Source organism: Winogradskyella tangerina (assembly GCF_003260205.1).
GTDB lineage: Bacteria > Bacteroidota > Bacteroidia > Flavobacteriales > Flavobacteriaceae > Winogradskyella > Winogradskyella tangerina.
The window spans coordinates 319,643-341,566 of record NZ_QERF01000002.1; the positions used below are offsets into that span (position 1 = coordinate 319,643).

The window sequence follows — 21,924 nt, forward strand, 5'->3', positions numbered from 1 at the left end:
AATTAAACTCGTCCTTTTAAAGCATTAAACACCCACGCAATTGCAAAAAAACCAATGCCTACGGTTGCAAAACCCCATCCTGCGACATCGTCGTATCGGTATGCTCCCATTAGTATTAATAAAACACCCATTATAATCATGAGCACAGTAGCCCATGCAAGTACGGTATTCTTGTTCATTGCCATAATCTTATAATTTTTTTGAAAGTTAGTTGAAACACAAATATCGTGATAAAAACCAAAAAAAAGCATTCTTAAACAAGAATGCTTTTTTTAATGCTTCAAAATGAATTGAATAATTTAACTCATCGGAACTTCAATAATAACTAAATCAGAATCTTTATGCGCCGATATTTGTACCTTATCTGTTTCAGAAATACCTACTGCATCTCGTTTGTTTAAATGCGTGTCTGCAGCATTTATTTCGCCATCTGCTACAAAAACATAAAGTCCATTATTTGGTGATCTCAAGTCAATATTCAAACTATGATGAGCCTCTAAGTGACTCCTATAAATATAAGCTTGCTGACTTATAGGCAAGGCTTCACCTTCTAATTTGTCTTTCGGAGCGACTACAGTTTGAAGTTGATTACGTTTACCTGAATCTGAAAACTCACGTTGTTCATAATTAGGTTCTACGCTCATTTCCTCTGGAATGATCCACAATTGAAGAAAATTAACTTCATCTGTTTTGCTGTCGTTAAATTCTGAATGTGTTAATCCAGTACCAGCACTCATTACCTGAACTTCACCTACTTCAATAGCGCGTTTATTCCCCATACTATCTTTGTGTGAAAGTGCGCCTTTAAGCGGAATGGAAATGATCTCCATGTTTTGATGTGGATGTGTACCGAAGCCCATTTTCGGCTGCACTACGTCGTCATTTAGTACGCGAAGCATACCAAAATTCATTCGTTCTGGATCTTGATATCCTGCGAAGCTAAAGGTATGGTGTGATTTCAACCATCCGTGATCTGCATATCCTCTTGTATCTGCTTTGTGAATTATAGTTTTCATATGAATTTATTTTTAATGTTTATATTTAATTTACTGGTAAAAATCCCATTTTACCCATTTGATAATCGCGCATGGCCTCTAGCAATTCTGTTTGCGTATTCATCACATAAGGTCCATAAGTTGCTACTTCTTCCTTTAAAGGTTCACCCGAAAGAAATAAAAGCAAGCTATCAGATTGCGCTTCTAAGGTAAATCCGTCGCCATCCTGATGGAAATACACAAGTTGATCTTCGTTCAAACTTAAAGTGACTTGGTCATTTATTTTAACCGTGCCTTTTAGCAAATACAGCATTCCTTGATGTGAAGATTGAAAATTAATGGTTTCTACTCCACCTTGCTTCGCCTCGATCATAAATGCATTAACGGCAGTTTGTGTAACTATTTTTCCTGTCTTTCCGGCTAATGCACCAGCAATGATCTTTGTATTTATTTTACCATCTGATGAGTTAACAACTTCAAAGTCTTCGCTTTTTGCGTGTTGATAATTGGGTTGCATCATTTTCTTTTCTGAAGGTAGATTCAACCACAGCTGAATACCTTCAATAGTGCCTCCACGATTCACAAATTCCTTTGTTGGTCCTTCAGCATGAATAATACCTCGTCCGGCGGTAGTCCATTGTACATCACCTGCCTTTACTACGCTTTCATTGCCGAGCGAATCGCGATGTAATTGTTCACCCTGCACCAAGAATGTTACAGGCTCAAATCCACGATGCGGATGTGGACCAAGATCGAAAGGATTCTTCTCCGGACTTATATCGTAAGGACCATAATGATGTAACAAAATAAATGGATCAATCATATCTATTTGCTGCGTTGGCAGTGGTTGACGTAGTCTGATTGGACCCATATTTACAAAGTCGCTACGCCCTATTCGTTTTATTGAATTTGTTTTCATTGTTTTATTTGTCATTAAAATATTTTCCATGGAAAATATTTGATTAAAAAAATGCACTATCGCATTTTATCTAAGAGATCGCTTAATTGTTTGGCTTCTTCTTCATTCAAATTTTTAAGTAACTCTTTATTTAAAGTGTTAGGTATAGACTTCAATAAGTCAATGCCTTCCTGAGTAATGGCGATCTTTACTACACGTCTGTCGTGTTCTGAAGGTAGTCGCTCTATATAATTTTTAGCACAAAGTTTATCCATTAGTCGCGTTGCGTTTGGAGAACGCTCTAGCATGCGATCCTTTATGGTTTGAACATTTAATGGCTCACCTGCACCTCGTAATATTCTCAGGATATTATATTGTTGGGGTGAAATACCAAAAGTTTTGAAATGTTCGTTTTGACAACTATTTATCCAATTGGCTGTGTAAATAATGTTGAGTAAAGCTTTTACTCTATTATTTTCAAACTTTGAATTGATATCTTTTGCTAAATCTCCCATTCTAAAATCTTACATCGTTGTATTCGCTACGCTTTCTAAAAACAGCATTTGCAAATGGACAAAGAGGCATAATCTTCAAGTTATTTTCTCTTGCAAAAAGCACTGCTGCTTCAACCAATTTATAACCTACACCCTGACCTTTCAAAGATTCATCAACTTCAGTATGATCAATAATAATCTTATCTGAACCTGCATAACTATAGGTCATAAGTCCTAATTTACTACCGTCTACTTCGTAGTAAAACTCACCTTTCTTTTCGTTTTCTAACTGTTGTATTTTCATGATTACAGACTTTCTTCAAATTGTTTAACTTCTTCTAAAAGTGCTTCGTTTAATTCTGAATTAATAATCTTTCCGTCTTGAAAATTAATTCCAAAAGACGGTAGAGAAAACTTTCCCACAATATTGGCATCGTGTCGAGGGAAGCGATCAGAAGCCATTGCCAAAACTGACGCACCTCCTCTTCCACCTGGAGAGGTCGCCATAAGTAACATTGGTTTACCCAAAAAGGTTTTTTGTTCTACTCGCGATGCCCAATCAAATACATTTTTAAAGGCTCCTGAATAAGCACCATTATATTCTGCTAAGGATAATACAATACCATCTGCATTTCTAATTTCATCAACAAAAGCAATGGCTTCCTCAGGATGACCGTTTTCTTTTTCCCTATCGGAACTGTAAATAGGCATTTCAAAATCATTAAGATCCAAAACCTTTACCTCTACATCACTTACTTGGCTCGCCGCATAAGTTGCGAGTTGTTTGTTAATTGAGGTACTGCTATTACTTCCTGCAAATGCAATAATTTTTTTCATGATCTGGTTTTAGGCTAATTGTAATTCTTTAATTTGATTATCTGCTTTTTCTTGCTTCGATTCAGCATCGAACATCAATTGATCTAATTTAATCATTTCTATATCGGTAATTCCAATAAAACCAAGGAAATGTCTAATATACTTTCCAGCGAAATCAATATCACTATCAATTTGAGTTCCACCACTACTAATTACTACGTAAGCCTTCTTGTCTTTAAGTAGCCCCACTGGTCCATTTTCAGTATATTGAAAGGTTAATCCTGCTCTGGCAATTAAATCAAAATAGGCTTTTAAAGAAGCGGGCACAGAAAAATTATAAATTGGTGCAGAGATAATAATGGTATCCGCTTCGATGAGTTCATCGACCAACTCTTGCGATTTTCTTAGTGCATCTACCTGTGATTCTGTTCGTTCACCCTTCACAAATAATGAGGCTAACATTTCTTCATTCAGAAATGGTATATCTGAATATGTTGTATGTCTTTCAACAATACTAACTTCATCTTCAACCTCTTTTATACGGTCTATTAATTTTTCGGCATAGCCAGTAGAAATCGAACTTTGTCTGTTACTACTCGAATTGATATTTAATATTTTCATGATACATGTTTTTAATTACAGAACAAATCTACAATAAATAAATTTATTTTCCAAGGAATATAATTCCATGTTATATATATTTAACGTTTCATTTAGAAAATAGCTTTAACATTTAAAAGTTATGTTTCGTAAATTCGTAGCAAATAAATCTGCATTAATGGATATCAAATTCAATAAAAACGAAGATCATAATAAATTACTCCTTTCCGAATTAAAGAAGCGACTCGCTAAAGTAAAGCTTGGTGGTGGTGAGAAAAGTATAGCAAAGCACCACAGCAAAGGCAAAATGACAGCTCGTGAGCGTATCGATTACCTATTAGATCCTAAGTCTAAATCTATAGAAATCGGTGCATTTGCCGGTGAAGACATGTACAAAGACTATGGTGGTTGTCCGTCTGGAGGTGTCGTCGTAAAAATAGGATACATTAAAGGTAAGCAATGTATGGTAGTAGCTAATGACGCTACCGTAAAAGCAGGCGCCTGGTTTCCGATCACGGGAAAGAAAAATTTACGTGCACAAGAAATAGCAATCGAAAACAGATTACCTATTATTTATCTAGTGGATAGTGCTGGCGTGTTTTTACCAATGCAGGATGAGATCTTTCCTGATAAAGAACACTTTGGTCGGATTTTCAGAAATAATGCTGTGATGAGCAGTATGGGCATAACTCAAATCGCTGCTGTTATGGGAAGTTGTGTTGCTGGTGGTGCTTACCTTCCAATAATGAGTGATGAAGCCTTAATTGTTGATAAAACGGGTAGTATATTTTTAGCCGGAAGTTATTTAGTTAAGGCCGCAATCGGCGAATCAATTGATAATGAAACATTAGGTGGTGCTACAACGCATTGCGAGATTTCGGGAGTAACAGATTATAAAGCGAAAGACGATAAAGACGCCTTAGATACTATAAAAAACATCGTAGACAAAATTGGTGATTTTGATAAGGCCGGTTTTAATCGAATCAAGGCCTCAAAACCGAAAGAAAATCCAGAAGACATCTATGGCATTTTGCCTCATAGTAGAGCTGATCAGTATGATATGAACGAAATCATCAATCGACTGGTCGACGATTCAGAATTTGAAGAATACAAAGCTGGTTACGGTCAAACTATAATTACGGGTTATGCACGGATTGATGGTTGGGCTGTTGGTATTGTTGCGAATCAACGTCAGATTGTAAAAACCAAAGGCGCCAAAACTAAACCTAGTGAAATGCAATTTGGTGGTGTAATTTACAACGATTCGGCAGATAAGGCCACGAGGTTTATCGCTAATTGCAATCAGAAAAAAATCCCACTTGTGTTCTTACAAGATGTTACTGGATTTATGGTAGGGAGCAAATCTGAACACGGAGGTATTATTAAAGATGGTGCCAAAATGGTAAATGCTGTAAGTAATTCGGTGGTTCCAAAATTCACCATTGTTATAGGAAATAGTTATGGTGCTGGTAATTACGCGATGTGTGGAAAGGCTTATGATCCGCGTTTAATTGTTGCGTGGCCAAGTGCTGAATTGGCAGTGATGAGTGGTAAGTCTGCTGCTAAAGTGTTGTTGCAAATTGAAACGGCTTCACTCAAAAAGAAGGGTGAAACCATAACCAAAGAAAAGGAAGAAGAACTTTTCGATAAAATTAAATCGAGATACGATAATCAAGTATCACCGTATTATGCAGCTGCTCGTTTATGGACAGACGCCATTATCGACCCATTAGATACTAGAACCTGGATAAGTATGGGCATTGAAGCGGCCAACCATGCTCCTATTGAAAAACCTTTTAACTTAGGGGTTCTACAGGTTTAATGAAGGAAAGCACAAATAAAAAACAGCCTTTGTATGTCATATTATTATTAATCTTGGCGGCAGAGGCTATTTTTATATTGCCATTTGTGTTACAACGTATTTTCCGAACGACATTTTTAGAATCCTTTGGTATTTCGCAAATTGAAATAGGAAGCTGTTTTTCGGCCTATGGAACAGTCGCTTTGGTTAGTTATTTTTTTGGCGGACCATTAGCTGATCGATTCAAATCTCATGTCTTGATGTCTTCGGCATTGATTCTTACAGCCTTAGGTGGGTTTTATTTAGCGACTTATCCTTCACTTTATCAGTTACATATTCTATACGGATTTTGGGGGTTTACGACCATCTTTTTGTTCTGGGCTGCGATGATCAAAGCCACAAGAATTTGGGGTGGTTCTGATAAGCAAGGTATTGCCTTTGGGTTTTTAGATGGTGGACGAGGCTTAGTTGCCGCCCTTTTTGGATCAGCTGGAGTACTAATCTTTTCACTATTTATTACAAAAGACATTGAGCTAACCTCTATAGATGAACGACGACTAGCCTTCAAACAAGTTATGCAATTTACCTCCTTTGCTGTCTTAGCGATTGGTATTATTGTATACTTCTTTTTAAGATTTAAGGAATCTGGTGGGATCAAGTCCGAAAAAAAGGAGAAGCTTTTAACCATTAATAATTTCAAAAAAGTGGCCCAATACCGCGCTGTTTGGTTATTAATGATCATTATTCTTTGTGCCTATTACGCTTATAAAATGACTGATTTATTTAGTCAGTATGCTGAACAAGTTATGCTTTACAACAAAATTGAGGCCGCCAAAATAGGAACCTATCTTCTATACGTACGCCCCGTAATTGGCGTGGTTATTGGACTTTTAGCAGACAGAACACGTGCATCGTTATGGATTGTTATTGGATTTTTACTGATGACTATAACAAGCCTTATCTTTTACCTAGGTATTATTGATGACTCAAAAACCTTACTTTTTATTTTATCTATAGGAACAATGGCACTGGGTGTTTATTCAGCTCGAGTATTATATTTTGCAACTCTTGAAGAAGCAAAAATTCCTGTTGCTCTCACAGGAACTGTAGTAGGATTTATTTCTGTGGTAGGATACACTCCCGATATTTTCGCAGGTTTGCTCATGGGTTATTTTTTAGATGCCAATGAAGGTGTTTTAGGTCTGCAACATGCCTTTGGTATTATGGGCATATTCACCTTTGTAGGATTAGTTGCCTCCTTCATTTTCTACCGACATCAAAAAACGACATCCTAATTGCCTTGATGAGATTTTATACGTGGAATCGTTAGCAATTTTGTTTGTCTCCCATTCACATATCTAAATCCATCTTTACCCCAAAATCCGGCTTCTTCGAGCATAATGCGGATATCGCGTTTCCATTCAGGGATATTAACAGTTGTATTTAATTCAATGGCATAAACCGTATTTTCATGCAAGGGATAATCGCCATTTACAGGAACACCGTTTTGTGCATCCCACATGCCCAAAGTTGTTCCTGATGAATGTCCATAGGTGCCAAGCGGATGCGTATAGATTGCTGGTCGATACCCTTCTTCTCTACCCTGTTCAAGGGATTCCTTCAAGATTTGATTACCAGTTTTCCCTGTTTCAAAGTTGGATGTGAAAATATCCTGAACTCTATTTCCATCCTGAAGTGCTTCCTGCAAAAATTTAGGAGGCTCAGTTTCATTAGGTTTTAAAACATAGGCCAACTCCTGGCAATCCGTATTCAATCTTAAATAAGTAATCCCAATATCGCAATGAACAAGATCACCCGGAAGAATTACCATGTTTTCGGGTCGGTTGGAAAAGGCATATAAATGATTTCCTAATTCTTCGGCAGTGCGCTGCACATCGACAGTTGGGTGAAACCACGTTTCTAGTCCCAATGCTGTTATCTTGTCGCGCATCCACCATTCTACATCTGTTGTAGTGGTTATTCCTGGCGTGATAACTTTTTCTGAAAAGGCCTCAGCAATGATATCGTGGGTTATATCAACCAATTGATTGTAAATTATCATTTCGGTTTCAGTGCGCGTTTCTATCCAGCTGATCGCCAATTTTTCTGCAGATCTTACCTTAGAATAATAGTCTTTAGGTAAATTTTCCATAAAGGCTTCATAATCTGTTTTTACGATTCCGTCACAAATATTAAAATTATCGGAATAGTTTAGTCCAATCGATTTTGGTTGGCGTTCTTCAATTATTTCAACGAGTCGTTTCCATTGATCTGGTTGTTGTTCTTTATCCCAGGCCGAAATAATATTTTCGCCGAAATTATAACGTGCTACAGCAAGTTTTTCTATGGTGTTTTGTTCTTTATTTCTATAGAAAACAAGAATGGTTCTTCGTCTTGCATTGAGCCATGTAGCTGGCAGCATGGTTTTAAGAACAGGGTCTTCATTATACTCTCGAGAGATCAAAATCCACATATCAAAACCGGTATCGTCCATAAGTTCTGGTAGTAAATTATCGAATCTATCCTTCAGGATATTATCTACGACTTCAGCACGTTGCCTTTCAGGTAAAATTTGCTGACTATAGGTTACTGTAGAAACGAGAAATAGAAAGGAGATGATTAGTTTCATATTTTGGGTAATAATTCAAACATAAAAATACTGAAAAATAAGATGAGGCTAACACTTTGATTGTGAGTGTTAACGAGGTATAAAAGCCTAATATTTGATTTTATTTTGATCATTTTTGTAAGTATAATCGTAAAAAAGGGTGTTTTTCGTCGAAAATACGTGTGATTTTCAGTTTCAATAAATGCTGTATTTCTATATTGAAATCACTTAACCTACTTAATGATGAAAAAATCTGCGATTGCCCCAACAATTTGCGTTTTTTTACTGACGCTTTTTATGCTCAATACCAATTACGGTATTGAAGCCCAAAATTCTGTAAATTTTAGTACCGTAACTAGCACTGATAACTCAGCAAAAAAGACTATAATTTATGATGATGCTGATGGTCTAATTTTGTCTATTCCGACCGAGAAAATCAAGAAGTTAAATATCTACAATAAGGGTGGACGAAAACTAATTTCAATCACCAAGTTTGATAAAACAATCTATTTAAGAAGCTTAAGATCTGGCTCCTATCAAATAACCATTGAATTGAAATCTGGAGAAATAATTTCCAGAAAATTGATTAAACCCTAAGCTACTAATTAAGGCCAATAAAAAAGGGTGCTAAATAGCACCCTTTTTTTAATTTTATATTTTAAAAACTACGCTTCGCGCGCCGCTTTTTTCTCTTCTCTCATTTCTTTTAAACGCTCCATAGTAGCACCAAATAACCAATAAGGAATTACAAAAGTTAAAAGGAAAATCATTAACCAGAAACCAATTGTTAATATGGTTAAAAATGCTAAAAATCCTAAATACTGATCAAATTCGAACATAATTGCGTTTCATTTTTAATTGCACTGCAAAGATATAACCAAATTATAAGTTTTACAATAGCAAGATTGAGATTTATTAACAGCTTATTAAAAGCAAACTATAGATTTTTAACGTGATAATCCACGAGCCCATCTATAGGGCGTCTCACAAAATTACCAACTTTAAAGCCGTATTCTTCTGCGACCTCTTTGATTTCATTTTGAGAAAAATACGCTATCGAACCCGCAAAATGAACCGGCACGCCAGAATCTAATTCTTCTTTAAATTGCATGATCATATTCTCTGTAAACAGACGAATACCTTTTTTAATTAAGTTGAGAATATAACTCGAGTCTTTGTTTAAAAACATAAACTCAGCATGATCTGCTAAATAAGCACTTGGATTAGCTTGCTTGTACAGATTGAACTTAATGAAATCAGCATCTAAATTATGTTTGTGCTCAAAGGCCAGTTTTATAGTTTCGGGCATTTTGTTGAAATAATAATCTCTTATTAACTGCTTCCCAAAATAATTACCACTAGCATCATCCATCAAGGTATACCCTAAACTAAGTACGCGTTGGTGCAATTGAAGACCATCAAAATAACTACAATTAGATCCTGTTCCCAAAATACATACCACAGCAGCTTCGTCGTTTGTATTTATGCAAGCTCTAACGGCTGCATAAGTATCTTCTCTTACTTCAACAATTGACTTAGGGAAGTAGTCTTCTAAAACTGATTTTAACAATAGTCGAGGCTTTTCGGTACCGCAACCTGCACCATAAAAGAAGACATGAGAAACCTCATCGACTAAACTCATAAGTTCTTCACTTCGACCTATAGTTTTTCTGAGTTTCTTTTCTTCAATTATCGCCGGATTTAAACCTTTGGTTCTAATTTTTTCTGCAGCTTGTTCACCATTTTCGTTAATGGCTATCCAATCGCACTTTGTAGAACCACCGTCTGTAATTAAAATCATAGTTTGAGTTTAAAAAAATTCCGCAATGCTCAAATTAAAATAACACTACGGAATTTCATAATTAATATGCGAGATTATTAAGTTCTATAGGTTGTTGATCTTAATTGCCAAATCAACTAATTTGTTTGAATACGCAAACTCATTGTCGTACCAAGACACTACTTTAAAGAATTTTGAGTTTAACTCAATTCCTGCGCTAGCATCAAAAATACTTGTACGTGTATCACTCACAAAATCTTGAGAAACTACTGGTTCTTCAGTATAACCTAATACGCCATTCATTGCACCTTCTGAAGCTGCCTTAAACGCTTTTTTAATTTCTTCGTATGAAGTTTCCTTTTGAAGTCTAACCGTTAAGTCTACTACCGATACATCAGCAGTTGGCACTCTAAAGGCCATACCTGTAAGTTTTCCATTTAACTTCGGAATAACTTTACCCACAGCTTTTGCCGCACCAGTAGTTGAAGGAATGATATTATTTAAAGCCGAACGTCCTAATCTATAATTCTTGCGAGAAGGACCATCAACCGTTAATTGTGTTGCTGTAGAAGCGTGAATAGTTGTCATTAAAGCTTCTTCGATACCAAAATTATCATCTAGCACTTTAGCTACAGGTGCTAAACAATTCGTTGTACATGAAGCGTTAGAAACGATCTTATGGTCAGATGTTAATTCGTCGTCATTTACACCCATCACAAACATTGGTGCATCTTTACTTGGTGCAGAAATAACCACTTCTTTAGCACCAGCGTCGATATGGTATTGAGCAGTTTCTAAAGTTGTGAAGATCCCTGTACATTCAGCAACGACGTCTGTTCCGACTTCGTCCCATTTCAAATTCTTTGGATCGCGCTCAGCAGTAACACGAATGGTTTTACCATCAACTACCAAGTGACCATCTTTTACTTCTACTGTTCCATCAAAACGACCATGAACAGAATCGTACTTTAATAAATATGCAAGATGCTCAACATCTAATAAATCGTTAATAGCAACCACGTCTACATCTGGGCGATTCACTGTTGCTCTAAATACTATTCTTCCTATTCTTCCGAATCCGTTAATTCCTAATTTTAAATTTGACATGTTTTCTTTTTTTAAGTCTTTTATATTGTCATTATGTCTGAAACTCTTAGTAGTTCCATATTGATTTTTGATTGTCCTTTTATGGCTTGATCGAATGGCGTAAGATCAATGATATCATTTTTAAGCCCAACCATATAGTTACTTTTTCCTGTAATTAATGATTCAACTGCTTTAACACCCATACGACTGGCAAGTACACGATCGAAACACGACGGATTTCCACCACGTTGCATGTGTCCTAAAACTGAAACTCGCACCTCATATTCGGTCATATTCTCCTCAACATAATCGGCCAGTTCAAATACGTTTTTACCAATTTTATCACCTTCGGCTACCACAACGATACTCGATGATTTGCCTGAGGTCTTACTTCGTCGTAAAGACTCTAATAACCTATCAAGTCCTAAATCCTCTTCAGGGATTAAGATCTCCTCAGCACCTGCACCAACACCTACATTCAGGGCAATGTGACCAACGTCACGACCCATAACTTCAATAAAAAATAAACGGTTGTGTGAACTCGCCGTATCTCTAATCTTGTCAATGGCTTCTACAGCTGTGTTTAGAGCAGTATCATAACCCAAAGTATGAGTAGTTCCGAAGATATCGTTGTCAATTGTACCTGGTATGCCCATAACCGGAAAACCAAATTCTTGATTAAAAATCATGGCACCAGTAAAACTACCATCACCTCCAATTACAACAAAGGCATCTATTTTTGCTGCGCGAAGTGCATCGTAAGCTTTCTGACGCCCTTCTTTGGTTCTGAATTCTTTTGAACGCGCCGTTTTAAGCATTGTACCACCTTTATTAATGATACCCTTAACACTACGCGCATCCATGCTTTCAAAGTCACCTTCAATCATACCCTGATAACCTCTGTAGCAACCAAAGCATTCAATGTCGTGAAAGGCACAAGTTCTTACCACAGAGCGGATGGCAGCATTCATTCCTGGTGAATCACCACCAGAGGTCAAAACCGCAATTTTTTTAATTGTATGAGCCATTTTCGTTTTTAAGTTTTAGTAAAATTACTAAACTAAACACACAATATTATGACTAAAATCATAAAAAAAAAGCGCCTGAATAAATTCAAACGTTTTCGTTAATAACTATTTGATTAAAATTGGAAAAAAGGGAGTTTTCAAGACTTAGTTTTAGTCTTTTTCTTCTTCATTGTGATATAATCTGGCATCATACTTTCTTCATCTTCAACTTCTTCTTTAACTTCATTATCAGCCTTTTTATCTTTACGGTTCTTACCTGAAAAAATAATATCTATGAGTTCTTTGAAGGTATCGAATTCAACGCTGTAGGATAAACCTACGCCTTGTGTATATCCGATCTCCTCACCGAAGTTTCTAATGGTATTTTCTCTATTGAACACTTTGGCTCTCAGCGTTCCGTCTTCGTTGAGCAACCAATCAATTTGAACATCGCCAGTAAGTGTAGTCTGTTGGGCACTTCCAAATGGAACGCCTACCTTACCATTCACTATAAATCGATCTGATATTTTAGTCTGAAGTGTGAGTCCTACTCTACTATTCGTTCGGATATCTGGTGTATCCTGACCTAATTCAAAATCTAACCCAACTTGCAAGTCTTCATTATTTCCTCCTAATAAATTATTGACGATTCCACTTAAACGTTCAGCAATTGTACCAGAAAAATCAATGCCACTTACGCCGTTTGCAAAACTACCTGTAGCTAAAAATATAAGCGCCTGATTGTCGCGTTCGTCTCTTGAAGACAATCTATAATCGAGCTCTGATTTCACTGTTGAATTTACCGTTGGGAATCTAAAATCGAACTCAGGATTTGGCTGTTCTAACTGACCCGTTAAATGAATAATCACCTCAACCGGGATGGTTTGATTAATGGGATTATCTAATAAAACTGAGGGGTTTGCTGATCCCTGATATACTGCCTTGATATCAATTTCAGCTCTTAAAGGATCGCCTTCCCAAACTATGCTACCTCCTTGTTCTACATCAAAACGTTTTTCAACTAAGCCACGATATTTAAAGTTATATACGCCTTCAAATACAGAGAAGTCACCCCACATATTAAAGGTACCGTTAGTGTTAATTAAAAATACAAGGTTTCCTTCGCCCTTTCCTTTAATAGTGCTTCCCGAGTCTTTATCGATTACAATTTCTATCGTCGCATTCTGATTGACATCTAAATCAAAATTCAACTCTAAACCTTTAACCTCAATCGCTTCAACGACTTCACCGCTTATTCTAGCTTTCTTCTCTTCAGGACTTAAAAAATGAATAAATGAATTGTCTCCAAAACTTTCAGAATCATTTAGTGGAATATTGAATTCGGTACCAGAAGCTGTGCTTCCTTCGACATCAATGATGAGTTGATCTGTTGGACCTTTGATTTCTGCTTCACCTGAAATAAAAGCTGTACCGTAATATAATTCGTCTTCAGACTCTTCAGTATTCAATACCAATAGACGGTTGGTGTTAAGATCGAGACCTAATTTCCAATCCGAGAAATTATTGTGTTCTATATAGCCGTTGAGATAACCCTGAGAGAAGTACTCCGAGTCTGTCATGGCCACATTATTAAATATAAACTGTTGATTCCTAAGTGACACTTTTGAATCGAAGTCAAAGCCATAATCCACGTTGAGATAAGGTATTGAGAGTCCGGCTCTATCTAGTAGTAATTCGCCATCAATACTTGGTTTTTTGAGGCTGCCTGTGACTTTAGCATTTCCTGATACCAGACCTCTAATATTACTAATGACACCTTCACCCAAGGGATTCAATGGATCGAGCAAAAACTCTTCAAAGGCCACATCAACATTTATCGTAGGCCTATTTTTAGCTACATCTAGAGCACCATTAGCTGAGAATGAAACCAGGTTGTCATTTACCAGAGAGATATCGACGTCATAGGCTGTGAGTGAATTGTCACCTTCAATTTTAGCCGTTAGGTCTCCTAGATCAAAATCATTTACAAAAAGATTGTTGATCTCCATATCTGATTTTGGCAAATAAGCGCCATTCGTCTGGTTGATACTGAGTTTGCCATTTACGAGCCCATCGAGTGCCAGACTGTCTATTCGAGGTGTGATTTTAACTAATTGAACATCTTTAAAATCGAGCCTAATATTTTTATTAATACTATCACTGATAATACCAGACAATTCAATTTCTTCATTACCTTGATTTATGGTGATTGGGAAAATATCAAAGGCATCTAAATTCTTATCAAATCGCACTTTGTTAAAGTTATTCTTTTCAGAATTCACGAACCATTCATATCCTTTAAATAGAATATCGGATTTCTTGAAACCAACTATAGATTTATTGGCTTCATCGATGGTATAAAATAAATTAAGGTTGAATTCATCTTTGTTATTATCGCCGCCTTTAAATTCTGTTTTGATCAACAAAGTGTCTCTTCTGGTTACATTAACAAGTGAGAAGTCTGAGGCATTATATACGCCTGCACTTAAGCTATCAATTTGAAGGAACGTATTAAAAAGCGGATTGCTATTGTCTACATCGAGATTAATGTTATTAGCAAAATAGTTTTGATATTTAATTTGTGGCGAATTAAAGGTGAGCTCAAATCCTTTTTCATCGGTCTCCACTCTACCTTCAATAAAGGTATTCTTGCCCAAATACAAATCTTTGAAAAATACCGCAGCAATTTTAGAGTACACATTGAATCTAAAATCCATATACTGGCCTTCCTCGACTTCAAAAGGCTGATAGTTGGTATAAATGCTTCCGAGGGAATTTTCTACCAACTTTGGAAGGTCTTCTATCTTAAATTTACCTTTAATTTTCCCACTACAAATATCTGGTGAGTTAATCGAAATAGTGCGCTCGTCACCTTCAAACGTAGACACGATATCAAAATCTTCAAAGCGGTATCTGCTATCTTGATTTTTATAGGTCGTATTTTTAATTTTAACGGTACCGTCGGCATCATCAAAAGTGGAGCCCACAGCTGTCATATTCACTAAACCTCTAAACTCAGAAATACTATCTCGGTCTACAAAATTGAGAACTTTTAAATTAGCATAACCGACGTTTGCTTTAAAATCGAATTGCTTCTGTTCTTCAGCAAAATCTACCAACCCATTGAAATTAAGTTGCAAATTTGGATCATCTGCAATGAGCTTCCCGTTAAAAACTTTGTTACCTAAGTCTCCAGAAATCGCAATTCCTTGGTAGGTATAATCATTATATTCTAGGCTAAAGACATCTCCTTTTATATCTGTTCGCAGATTATCTAGTGTGAAGCCTCTACCATCTACATCGACATTGGCAGACACCAATTTGGCCTTTGGATCGTCTATCATTTGACCTATATCGAATTCGTCAAATACAATGTTACCAATGTAACTCGCCTCGTCGATATCGTCGATCTCAGTTAACTCTAGATTCGATTCTAATAAACCTATATCGGTATCGATCGTAATATCCGCATTTATCTGGTTTGCAGTGACTCTAGATGTTCCACTTATTTTGAAATTACCCACTTTGGTTAATACCGTTGGAATGGCATTGCCTAAAATTCGAGGCAATAAAGCGGTAAGATCATTATAATTAGAAGCTAAATTTTGAAACTTTCCGTCTAAGGCAAAGCTATCGTCTTCTTTACTAAACAGATTTGTAAAAGTGATATCACCTATGATTCTGGTATTTCTAGAAGTACTAACCTTTAGATTATTAGCGGTTAAATTATTTAAGGTTCCTGATAGGTCTACATCAAGTTTAGCACGTTGGTTTCTTCCGAATTCATCAAAAAACACATTGAGTTCAGTGAGGGAAACTTCAGATTCTCTAAAGCTCGCCGTAACAAGAACTTTCTCTGTAAAACCCTTTAAATCTTCACGCTTGTAATCGAATCGTAAATCACCTTTAAGTTTAGAATTCTCAGTCTTTATATCAAGATCTTGAAAATCCATGTGTGTTAAGGTATATTCAAAATTTGCCGTTAAATTATCAACAACAATACCTCGACTATCTATAAAACTAAAAGTGTTAATTCTACTGCTTACTTCGGGGCCATTAATTAAAAAATTAGTGGTATTAACATTGAGATCTTTAAAAATAAAAACTTCAGGAGTTTCTAAATTTTCATCTATAAGCCTAAAAGTTCCATCTTCTATAGAGACATCGCTCGATGAAAACAGAAACTCACTTGGTCCTTCTCTTGGATTATCGTCTTCAAATTTATCAACGAAAATATCGAGATTTGTATCTTCTTCGCTTTCGTAAGTTTTCAGATTGAACAATAGATCCTGAATGTCGATATCGCCAAAATTCAGTTTGCCGTTATATAGATTTTTAAAACTAATGATAGAACTATTCAATTCACCAATATTGATGAGCGTATCTTCATGATGATCTCTAATTAGAATTTCCTTGAGTTCTATGTCGCCATTAAGCTGCAGTCCAACCTTTGCGATGGTAATGTTCGTCTTAAATTCTTCATTAACTTTTTTAGTAGCGTATTTTCCTAACTTGGTCTGAACAGCTGGAATCCCTAGAATCAAAAAAACAATAAAGAATAAGAGCAGAATTATGCCTGCTATTTTTCCTATTATTTTGAGTACTTTTTTGATACGACTAGTGCTTAAAAATTGATGAAATCTTCATTACCTTTGTCTATTCTATACGTTATAAAGTATGGCTTTAGACTATATCTGGTAAAATTAACAATTATTGTGCCTTTTATTACTCATGAAAAAAGAAAATATATACATCCTTGGTATTGAGTCTTCTTGCGATGACACATCGGCCGCTGTATTATGTAACGATAAAATTTTAAGCAATGTTGTTGCAGACCAAAAAATTCATGCGGAATACGGAGGTGTAGTTCCGGAGTTAGCCTCGAGAGCACATCAGCAAAATATTGTTCCGGTTGTGGATAGAGCCATCGAACGCGCCGGAATTTCTAAAGATCAACTAAGTGCTATTGCTTTTACACGCGGACCAGGACTTATGGGATCTCTATTAGTAGGAACTTCGTTTGCAAAGTCTTTGGCCTACGGATTGAATATTCCATTGATCGATGTCAACCATATGCAAGCTCACATATTAGCTCATTTTATTGACGAAGACGACCATAACAAACCACCGTTTCCATTTTTAGCTATGACCATTTCTGGCGGTCATACTCAAATAGTGAAGGTGAGTAATTATTTTGAAATGGAAGTCCTTGGCGAAACCATCGACGATGCTGTGGGTGAAGCGTATGATAAAAGTGGGAAGGTTTTAGGACTCGGTTACCCGGCCGGACCTGAAATTGACAAACGCGCTCAGCTTGGAAATCCGAAAGCATATCATTTTACTAAACCAAAAGTTGAGGGATTAGGTTTTAGTTTTTCGGGCTTAAAAACTGCTATTTTATATTTTGTTCAGCGCGAAACCAAGAACAACCCAGATTTTGTAAAAGAGAACATTAATGATATCTGTGCTTCTATTCAATACACCATTATCGGTATTTTGATGGACAAACTGAAACTCGCCGTCAAACAGACTGGAATAAAGCATATTGCTATTGGTGGTGGCGTGTCAGCTAATTCAGGAATTAGAAAGGCGCTTAAAGACGCGGAGCAAAACCATGGTTGGACGACCTATATCCCAAAGTTTGAATATACCACAGATAACGCAGCCATGATTGCCATTGTTGGTTATTTAAAATATCTGGAGCACGATTTCTCAGATTTTAATGTTATGGCAACAGCACGATTGAAATTTTAATGCTAAAGTACAAGGCATATAAATATTATCTTGCTTTTTTGGTATTGTTATTAATCGCTTTAGTAATATTTCATTTCACCGAATTAACGTTTGTGTTTAATATTCTTGACACCTACTATGTTGTGCTTTATTCTCACATTACAATTTTTGTTTCACTAATTATTTTGGTATTGGGATTGGTGTATTGGATACTCCATTTAAGCAAATTTGAGCTTATTAGAAGTCTTTCCAGAATTCACACAACCATGACCATTATTGGGCTATTTATTTTTTTAATTGTGCTTTGCTTTTCAGAATTTATAAGTCCAATTGGCACATCATCTCGATTTCCGCTATTTGATGATACTCAAAATTTTGAAATAATTTTGTTTTGGCTGTTCGTTGTAGTAATGTTAGCCCAGTTAGTATTTATTATAAACATCATTGCATCGTTGGTGAAGTACTTCAAGAAAAAAATAAATGCTAATTAATATCTATGGAATTAATTTTCGAACTAATTGTTAAAACATCTGTTGATAAGCTAAATCCCAATATCCAAAATCCTTTTTAAATTTTAGTTGTTTTGTAGTAGCTCCAAATTAACTAAATCAATTACATCATGAAACATTTATTTGTTCTTCTACTATTTTGCCCACTATTCGCGCTTTCACAAGAATCATTAGAGCAAGAACTCGATTCGATCAAAACTACTGAAGACGCAAAAATCTTTGCGAAAACCTATAAAAAGGTCCATAAAAGTAAGGTGCTAACCTTCAATAAGGAAAAGCATAAAACCAAATTGGCCGATGAGCTTTTCAAATTATCAAAAGGTGGTAAAAAAGTGGTTAAAAAGGATGATAAGAAAACTTACTACAAGGTTATTGACAAGGATAAAACGCTGCATCACAGAGTAAGCTATATTTATTTTGATGGTCGTAAAATGACCATGGCTGATATTAATGCTAAGCGTTCAAAGATCATAAATCAATTTAAGCAAGGTTACAAATTTGAAGCCTTAGCAGAAATCCATTCAATGGACCTTAATGCCAAACGCGGCGGTGATTTAGGCTGGTTTCCTGAAGGACAAATGCATCCAGATTTTGAAAACGCCGTAAAATCACATTCCAAAGACGATATTTTCACTTTAGATATACCCGACAGACAATGGTATTATATCGTTCTTAAAACCTACGAAGCTAAGGATATAGAAGAGATCACAGTTTTAAAATATACTGAAGTCACAAAATAATGCAGCTGTTTTACAATCCGAATATTTCTGAGCAGACCGAAAATTTCAATTTTGATAAGGATGAAAGTCGACATATCGTTAAGGTTCTAAGGAAAAAGGTCGGCGATCATATACATATTACTAACGGAACAGGTTGGTTATTTGAAGCCGAATTGACCCTTGCAGAAATTAAAAACTGTACAGCAAAAATTGTGTCTCAGTCGCTTCAATCTAAACGAAATTACCGTCTTCACATGGCTGTTGCGCCTACCAAAATGAATGATCGCTTTGAGTGGTTTTTAGAAAAAGCCACGGAAATTGGAATAGATGAGATCACTCCAATTATTTGCGATAATAGCGAACGGAAAGTGGTAAAACTAGAACGCTTTGAGAAGATCATTCAATCCGCAATGAAACAATCTCTGCAATGCTATTTGCCAAAACTGAATGAGACCATGTCGTTTAAAGACTTTGTTGCGCAAGCTACAGCTTCAAAAAAGTTTATTGCGCATTGTGAAGAAACCGATAAAAAGTCGCTTAAATCACAGCTCGACACAAATGGTGATTGCATTATTATGATTGGCCCTGAAGGCGATTTTAGCACTCAAGAGATCGAACAGGCATTGCAGAATAATTACCTTCCAGTTACATTAGGAAATACACGCTTAAGAACTGAAACTGCAGCCATCGCAGCCTGTCATTCTGTGGCATTTCTGAATGAATAATTACAAGCCTACTTGACTTGCACCAGTGATATCAAGGTCATCATTTTCTATCACCACTATCAAAGATAAATCATCTGAAGCCTCTACGATCTCTGGGATGATGATAGATCCTTCACCAGAAACGTCCTCTAACTGAAATCGTAATTCACTAACCACAATATTCGAATTGAGAAGTTCTTTATTTCTATTTTCACCGCGCTTAACCGAAGTTTTGCGTTCATCGATCACTAAAATTGTTCGGATGTAACGATTGCTAATTGACCCTTCGATATTGTATTTAAAGTTAACGACATCATCAGTTTTTGATGCATCAGATAGTTTTACACTATTAGTATTTGCCTTCCTTTTGTATTCATTGATTTTTTGATCTACAAGACGTCTATTAGAACCAACTACATGCTCTTTTCCATTCACAACTAACTGTGGAGTATAAATGGTACTACTATTAAATTTCGAACCATAAATACGTTGTTTATCTGTAAATGTGGATTTGCTAAATGGATCTTTCCAACCAATATAATTCCAATAGTCCACGTGATAAGATAGAGCAATAATATTGTCGCTTTTTACAGTGTTTAAAATACGATCGGCTGGCGGACAACTAGAGCATCCCTGAGAGGTAAACAATTCAAGCACAATGATATTATCAGGTTCGCTTGTTTCACTTTTGAAAATGGTTAAAATGAATGCAGGAATTATAAATAATGTTAACAGAATAGACTTCATAGGATTTCTTTTTTACATTTGAATTATGAAGTTTATGTCGAAAAAAATAGCGCCTCTTACACTTTTATTGGCAATTATGATGAGTTTAACAAGTACGCAACTTGAAGCTCAGGACGTGGCTGTACTTAAATATAAAGGCGGTGGCGATTGGTATAGTAATCCTACGGCCTTACCCAATTTAGTAAAGTATTGTAATGATAATATAGACACCAATATCAATGAAAATATCCAAACCGTTGAAGTGGGTAGTATCGATATTTTTCAGTTTCCGTTATTACATATGACGGGTCATGGCAATGTCTTTTTTAGCGATGACGACGCCCGAAATTTAAGAAACTATCTCATCTCTGGTGGGTTTCTTCATATCGATGACAACTATGGAATGGAACCTTATATCACTAAAGAACTTAAGAAAGTATTTCCAAATAATGAGCTACGCGAAATTCCTAAGGAACACGAGATATTTAGTTCGGTTTATGAATTCCCTAATGGATTACCGAAAATCCATGAACATGACGGCAAAGCACCTCAAGCCTTCGGAATATTTCATGAAGATCGTTTAGTACTATTATTCACTTTTGAAAGTGATCTCGGTGACGGATGGGAAGATCCGGAAGTACATAATGACCCGGAAGAGGTACGCGAGAAAGCACTTAAAATGGGTGCTAATATTGTGAAGTATGCCTTTGAGAATTAGCCAAAAAACTTTCAATATCAATGCGCGAAATAGTTGATATCTTTTTCAGTTTGGTGGAGGGCTTTTTTTTATTTAATTCAAATGAACCGGGCTCGCAAAAAATTAAGAAAGTCGTTACGGGTATCATAATTTTTCTCATTTTGATGAGTATTTTAATAGCACTTATTGTGTACGCTAATCAGCCTGAAGTGACAACAATAACAAGATAAACCTCATTCTAAAATTGCAACGCACGCATTACAACTCGGACTTCAAAAAGCAAAAGCATTCAGTTACCTTAGTTTGTGATAACATCAACAATGCACCTAATATTGGCTCACTATTCAGAATAGCCGATGCATTCAATATAGAAGAAATTATCTTTTGTGGTGATGCCATTCCTATTGGAAGACGCATGACCAAAACCTCACGTTCTACCGAAAAACATGTGAGTCACCAAATTGTGGATAAAATAGAAGATGTAGTAGAACAACTAACAAAAACACATACTATTATTGGCCTAGAAATTACTGAAAATAGTATAGAGTTAAGTCAGTTTAAACTACAATCAGATCAACCCATAGCACTCATTATTGGTGATGAAAACTTTGGGGTTTCCGAGTCCGTCTTAAAACGATGTGATTCCGTGGTACATATCAATATGTATGGTAATAATAGTAGTATGAATGTGGTACAGGCCACAAGCATTGCCCTATACGAGATCGTTAATCAACTTCACACTTTATAGTTT

At 36.0% G+C, this 21,924-nt stretch carries 22 protein-coding genes; 8 read left to right on the plus strand and 14 right to left on the minus strand.

All coding sequences use genetic code 11. The features are described from left to right. Positions 1 to 2: 2 nt before the first annotated feature. The 7 genes from DDY94_RS04130 to DDY94_RS04160 all read right to left on the minus strand — a co-directional run bounded on the left by DDY94_RS04130 (position 3) and on the right by DDY94_RS04160 (position 3,824). Positions 3 to 185, minus strand: a complete 183-nt coding sequence (locus DDY94_RS04130) for a CAL67264 family membrane protein (protein WP_111683044.1) — start codon at positions 183 to 185, stop codon at positions 3 to 5. Positions 186 to 299: 114 nt separating this feature from the next. Continuing rightward, positions 300 to 1,016, minus strand: a complete 717-nt coding sequence (locus tag DDY94_RS04135; RefSeq protein WP_111682780.1) for a pirin family protein — start codon at positions 1,014 to 1,016, stop codon at positions 300 to 302. 25 nt (positions 1,017 to 1,041) lie between these two features. Next, positions 1,042 to 1,914 carry a pirin family protein gene (locus DDY94_RS04140; protein WP_111683045.1) on the minus strand — a complete coding sequence of 291 codons (873 nt, stop codon included), beginning with the start codon at positions 1,912 to 1,914 and terminating at the stop codon, positions 1,042 to 1,044. Positions 1,915 to 1,970: 56 nt separating this feature from the next. Next, a complete protein-coding gene (locus DDY94_RS04145; RefSeq protein WP_111682781.1) occupies positions 1,971 to 2,408 on the minus strand; it encodes a MarR family winged helix-turn-helix transcriptional regulator in 438 nt (145 codons plus the stop codon). 1 nt (position 2,409) lies between these two features. Continuing rightward, complete coding sequence (locus DDY94_RS04150) at positions 2,410 to 2,691, minus strand: GNAT family N-acetyltransferase (RefSeq protein ID WP_111682782.1); 282 nt, start codon at positions 2,689 to 2,691, stop codon at positions 2,410 to 2,412. Positions 2,692 to 2,693: 2 nt separating this feature from the next. Then, positions 2,694 to 3,224 carry an NADPH-dependent FMN reductase gene (locus DDY94_RS04155; RefSeq protein WP_111682783.1) on the minus strand — a complete coding sequence of 177 codons (531 nt, stop codon included), beginning with the start codon at positions 3,222 to 3,224 and terminating at the stop codon, positions 2,694 to 2,696. A gap of 9 nt (positions 3,225 to 3,233) precedes the next feature. Further along, positions 3,234 to 3,824, minus strand: coding sequence for an FMN-dependent NADH-azoreductase (locus DDY94_RS04160; protein WP_111682784.1), 591 nt, complete (start codon positions 3,822 to 3,824; stop codon positions 3,234 to 3,236). 157 nt (positions 3,825 to 3,981) lie between these two features. Between DDY94_RS04160 and DDY94_RS04165 the strand changes: the two genes are divergently transcribed. Then, complete coding sequence (locus DDY94_RS04165; protein WP_111683046.1) at positions 3,982 to 5,625, plus strand: acyl-CoA carboxylase subunit beta; 1,644 nt, start codon at positions 3,982 to 3,984, stop codon at positions 5,623 to 5,625. After that, positions 5,625 to 6,899 carry an MFS transporter gene (locus DDY94_RS04170; protein WP_111682785.1) on the plus strand — a complete coding sequence of 425 codons (1,275 nt, stop codon included), beginning with the start codon at positions 5,625 to 5,627 and terminating at the stop codon, positions 6,897 to 6,899. The genes DDY94_RS04165 and DDY94_RS04170 overlap by 1 nt, the downstream gene beginning before the upstream one ends. Here DDY94_RS04170 and DDY94_RS04175 read toward each other — a convergent pair. Next, positions 6,896 to 8,233 carry a M24 family metallopeptidase gene (locus DDY94_RS04175; RefSeq protein WP_111682786.1) on the minus strand — a complete coding sequence of 446 codons (1,338 nt, stop codon included), beginning with the start codon at positions 8,231 to 8,233 and terminating at the stop codon, positions 6,896 to 6,898. The genes DDY94_RS04170 and DDY94_RS04175 overlap by 4 nt on opposite strands. A gap of 219 nt (positions 8,234 to 8,452) precedes the next feature. On the opposite strand from DDY94_RS04175, the gene DDY94_RS04180 reads away from it, so the two are divergent. Then, entirely contained in the window at positions 8,453 to 8,809 is a 357-nt protein-coding gene (locus DDY94_RS04180) for a hypothetical protein (RefSeq protein WP_157957238.1), read from the plus strand. Positions 8,810 to 8,877: 68 nt separating this feature from the next. Here the strand turns inward: DDY94_RS04180 and DDY94_RS16185 are convergent, their stop codons facing one another. The 5 genes from DDY94_RS16185 to DDY94_RS04200 form a co-directional block, all read right to left on the minus strand. Further along, positions 8,878 to 9,051 carry a hypothetical protein gene (locus DDY94_RS16185; RefSeq protein WP_198658909.1) on the minus strand — a complete coding sequence of 58 codons (174 nt, stop codon included), beginning with the start codon at positions 9,049 to 9,051 and terminating at the stop codon, positions 8,878 to 8,880. Positions 9,052 to 9,149: 98 nt separating this feature from the next. Next, a complete protein-coding gene (locus DDY94_RS04185) occupies positions 9,150 to 10,013 on the minus strand; it encodes an N-acetylglucosamine kinase (RefSeq protein ID WP_111682788.1) in 864 nt (287 codons plus the stop codon). A gap of 84 nt (positions 10,014 to 10,097) precedes the next feature. Next, the gene (gene gap, locus DDY94_RS04190; RefSeq protein ID WP_111682789.1) at positions 10,098 to 11,099 is read right to left on the minus strand and encodes a type I glyceraldehyde-3-phosphate dehydrogenase; all 1,002 of its coding nucleotides are present in this window, start codon (positions 11,097 to 11,099) and stop codon (positions 10,098 to 10,100) included. A gap of 20 nt (positions 11,100 to 11,119) precedes the next feature. Then, on the minus strand, positions 11,120 to 12,106 hold the full coding sequence (pfkA, locus tag DDY94_RS04195; protein WP_111682790.1) for a 6-phosphofructokinase: 987 nt from the start codon (positions 12,104 to 12,106) through the stop codon (positions 11,120 to 11,122). Positions 12,107 to 12,243: 137 nt separating this feature from the next. Continuing rightward, positions 12,244 to 16,629: a translocation/assembly module TamB domain-containing protein gene (locus tag DDY94_RS04200; protein WP_232817813.1), complete on the minus strand. Its 4,386-nt coding sequence runs from the start codon at positions 16,627 to 16,629 to the stop codon at positions 12,244 to 12,246. A 187-nt stretch (positions 16,630 to 16,816) separates the two neighbouring features. Between DDY94_RS04200 and tsaD the strand changes: the two genes are divergently transcribed. From tsaD to DDY94_RS04220, 3 genes are all read left to right on the plus strand, one after another. Then, entirely contained in the window at positions 16,817 to 17,839 is a 1,023-nt protein-coding gene (gene tsaD / locus DDY94_RS04205; protein WP_111682791.1) for a tRNA (adenosine(37)-N6)-threonylcarbamoyltransferase complex transferase subunit TsaD, read from the plus strand. Positions 17,840 to 18,437: 598 nt separating this feature from the next. Then, positions 18,438 to 19,067 carry a peptidylprolyl isomerase gene (locus tag DDY94_RS04215; RefSeq protein WP_111682793.1) on the plus strand — a complete coding sequence of 210 codons (630 nt, stop codon included), beginning with the start codon at positions 18,438 to 18,440 and terminating at the stop codon, positions 19,065 to 19,067. After that, positions 19,067 to 19,771 (plus strand): 16S rRNA (uracil(1498)-N(3))-methyltransferase, encoded by a 705-nt coding sequence (locus DDY94_RS04220; RefSeq protein WP_111682794.1) that lies wholly within the window; start codon positions 19,067 to 19,069, stop codon positions 19,769 to 19,771. The genes DDY94_RS04215 and DDY94_RS04220 overlap by 1 nt, the downstream gene beginning before the upstream one ends. Here the strand turns inward: DDY94_RS04220 and DDY94_RS04225 are convergent, their stop codons facing one another. After that, positions 19,772 to 20,497 (minus strand): DUF1223 domain-containing protein, encoded by a 726-nt coding sequence (locus tag DDY94_RS04225; protein ID WP_111682795.1) that lies wholly within the window; start codon positions 20,495 to 20,497, stop codon positions 19,772 to 19,774. Positions 20,498 to 20,573: 76 nt separating this feature from the next. On the opposite strand from DDY94_RS04225, the gene DDY94_RS04230 reads away from it, so the two are divergent. Together DDY94_RS04230 and DDY94_RS04240 are read left to right on the plus strand one after the other, a co-directional pair. After that, entirely contained in the window at positions 20,574 to 21,194 is a 621-nt protein-coding gene (locus DDY94_RS04230; protein WP_232817826.1) for a DUF4159 domain-containing protein, read from the plus strand. 223 nt (positions 21,195 to 21,417) lie between these two features. Then, entirely contained in the window at positions 21,418 to 21,921 is a 504-nt protein-coding gene (locus tag DDY94_RS04240; RefSeq protein ID WP_111682797.1) for a TrmH family RNA methyltransferase, read from the plus strand. The last annotated feature ends 3 nt before the right edge of the window (positions 21,922 to 21,924 follow it).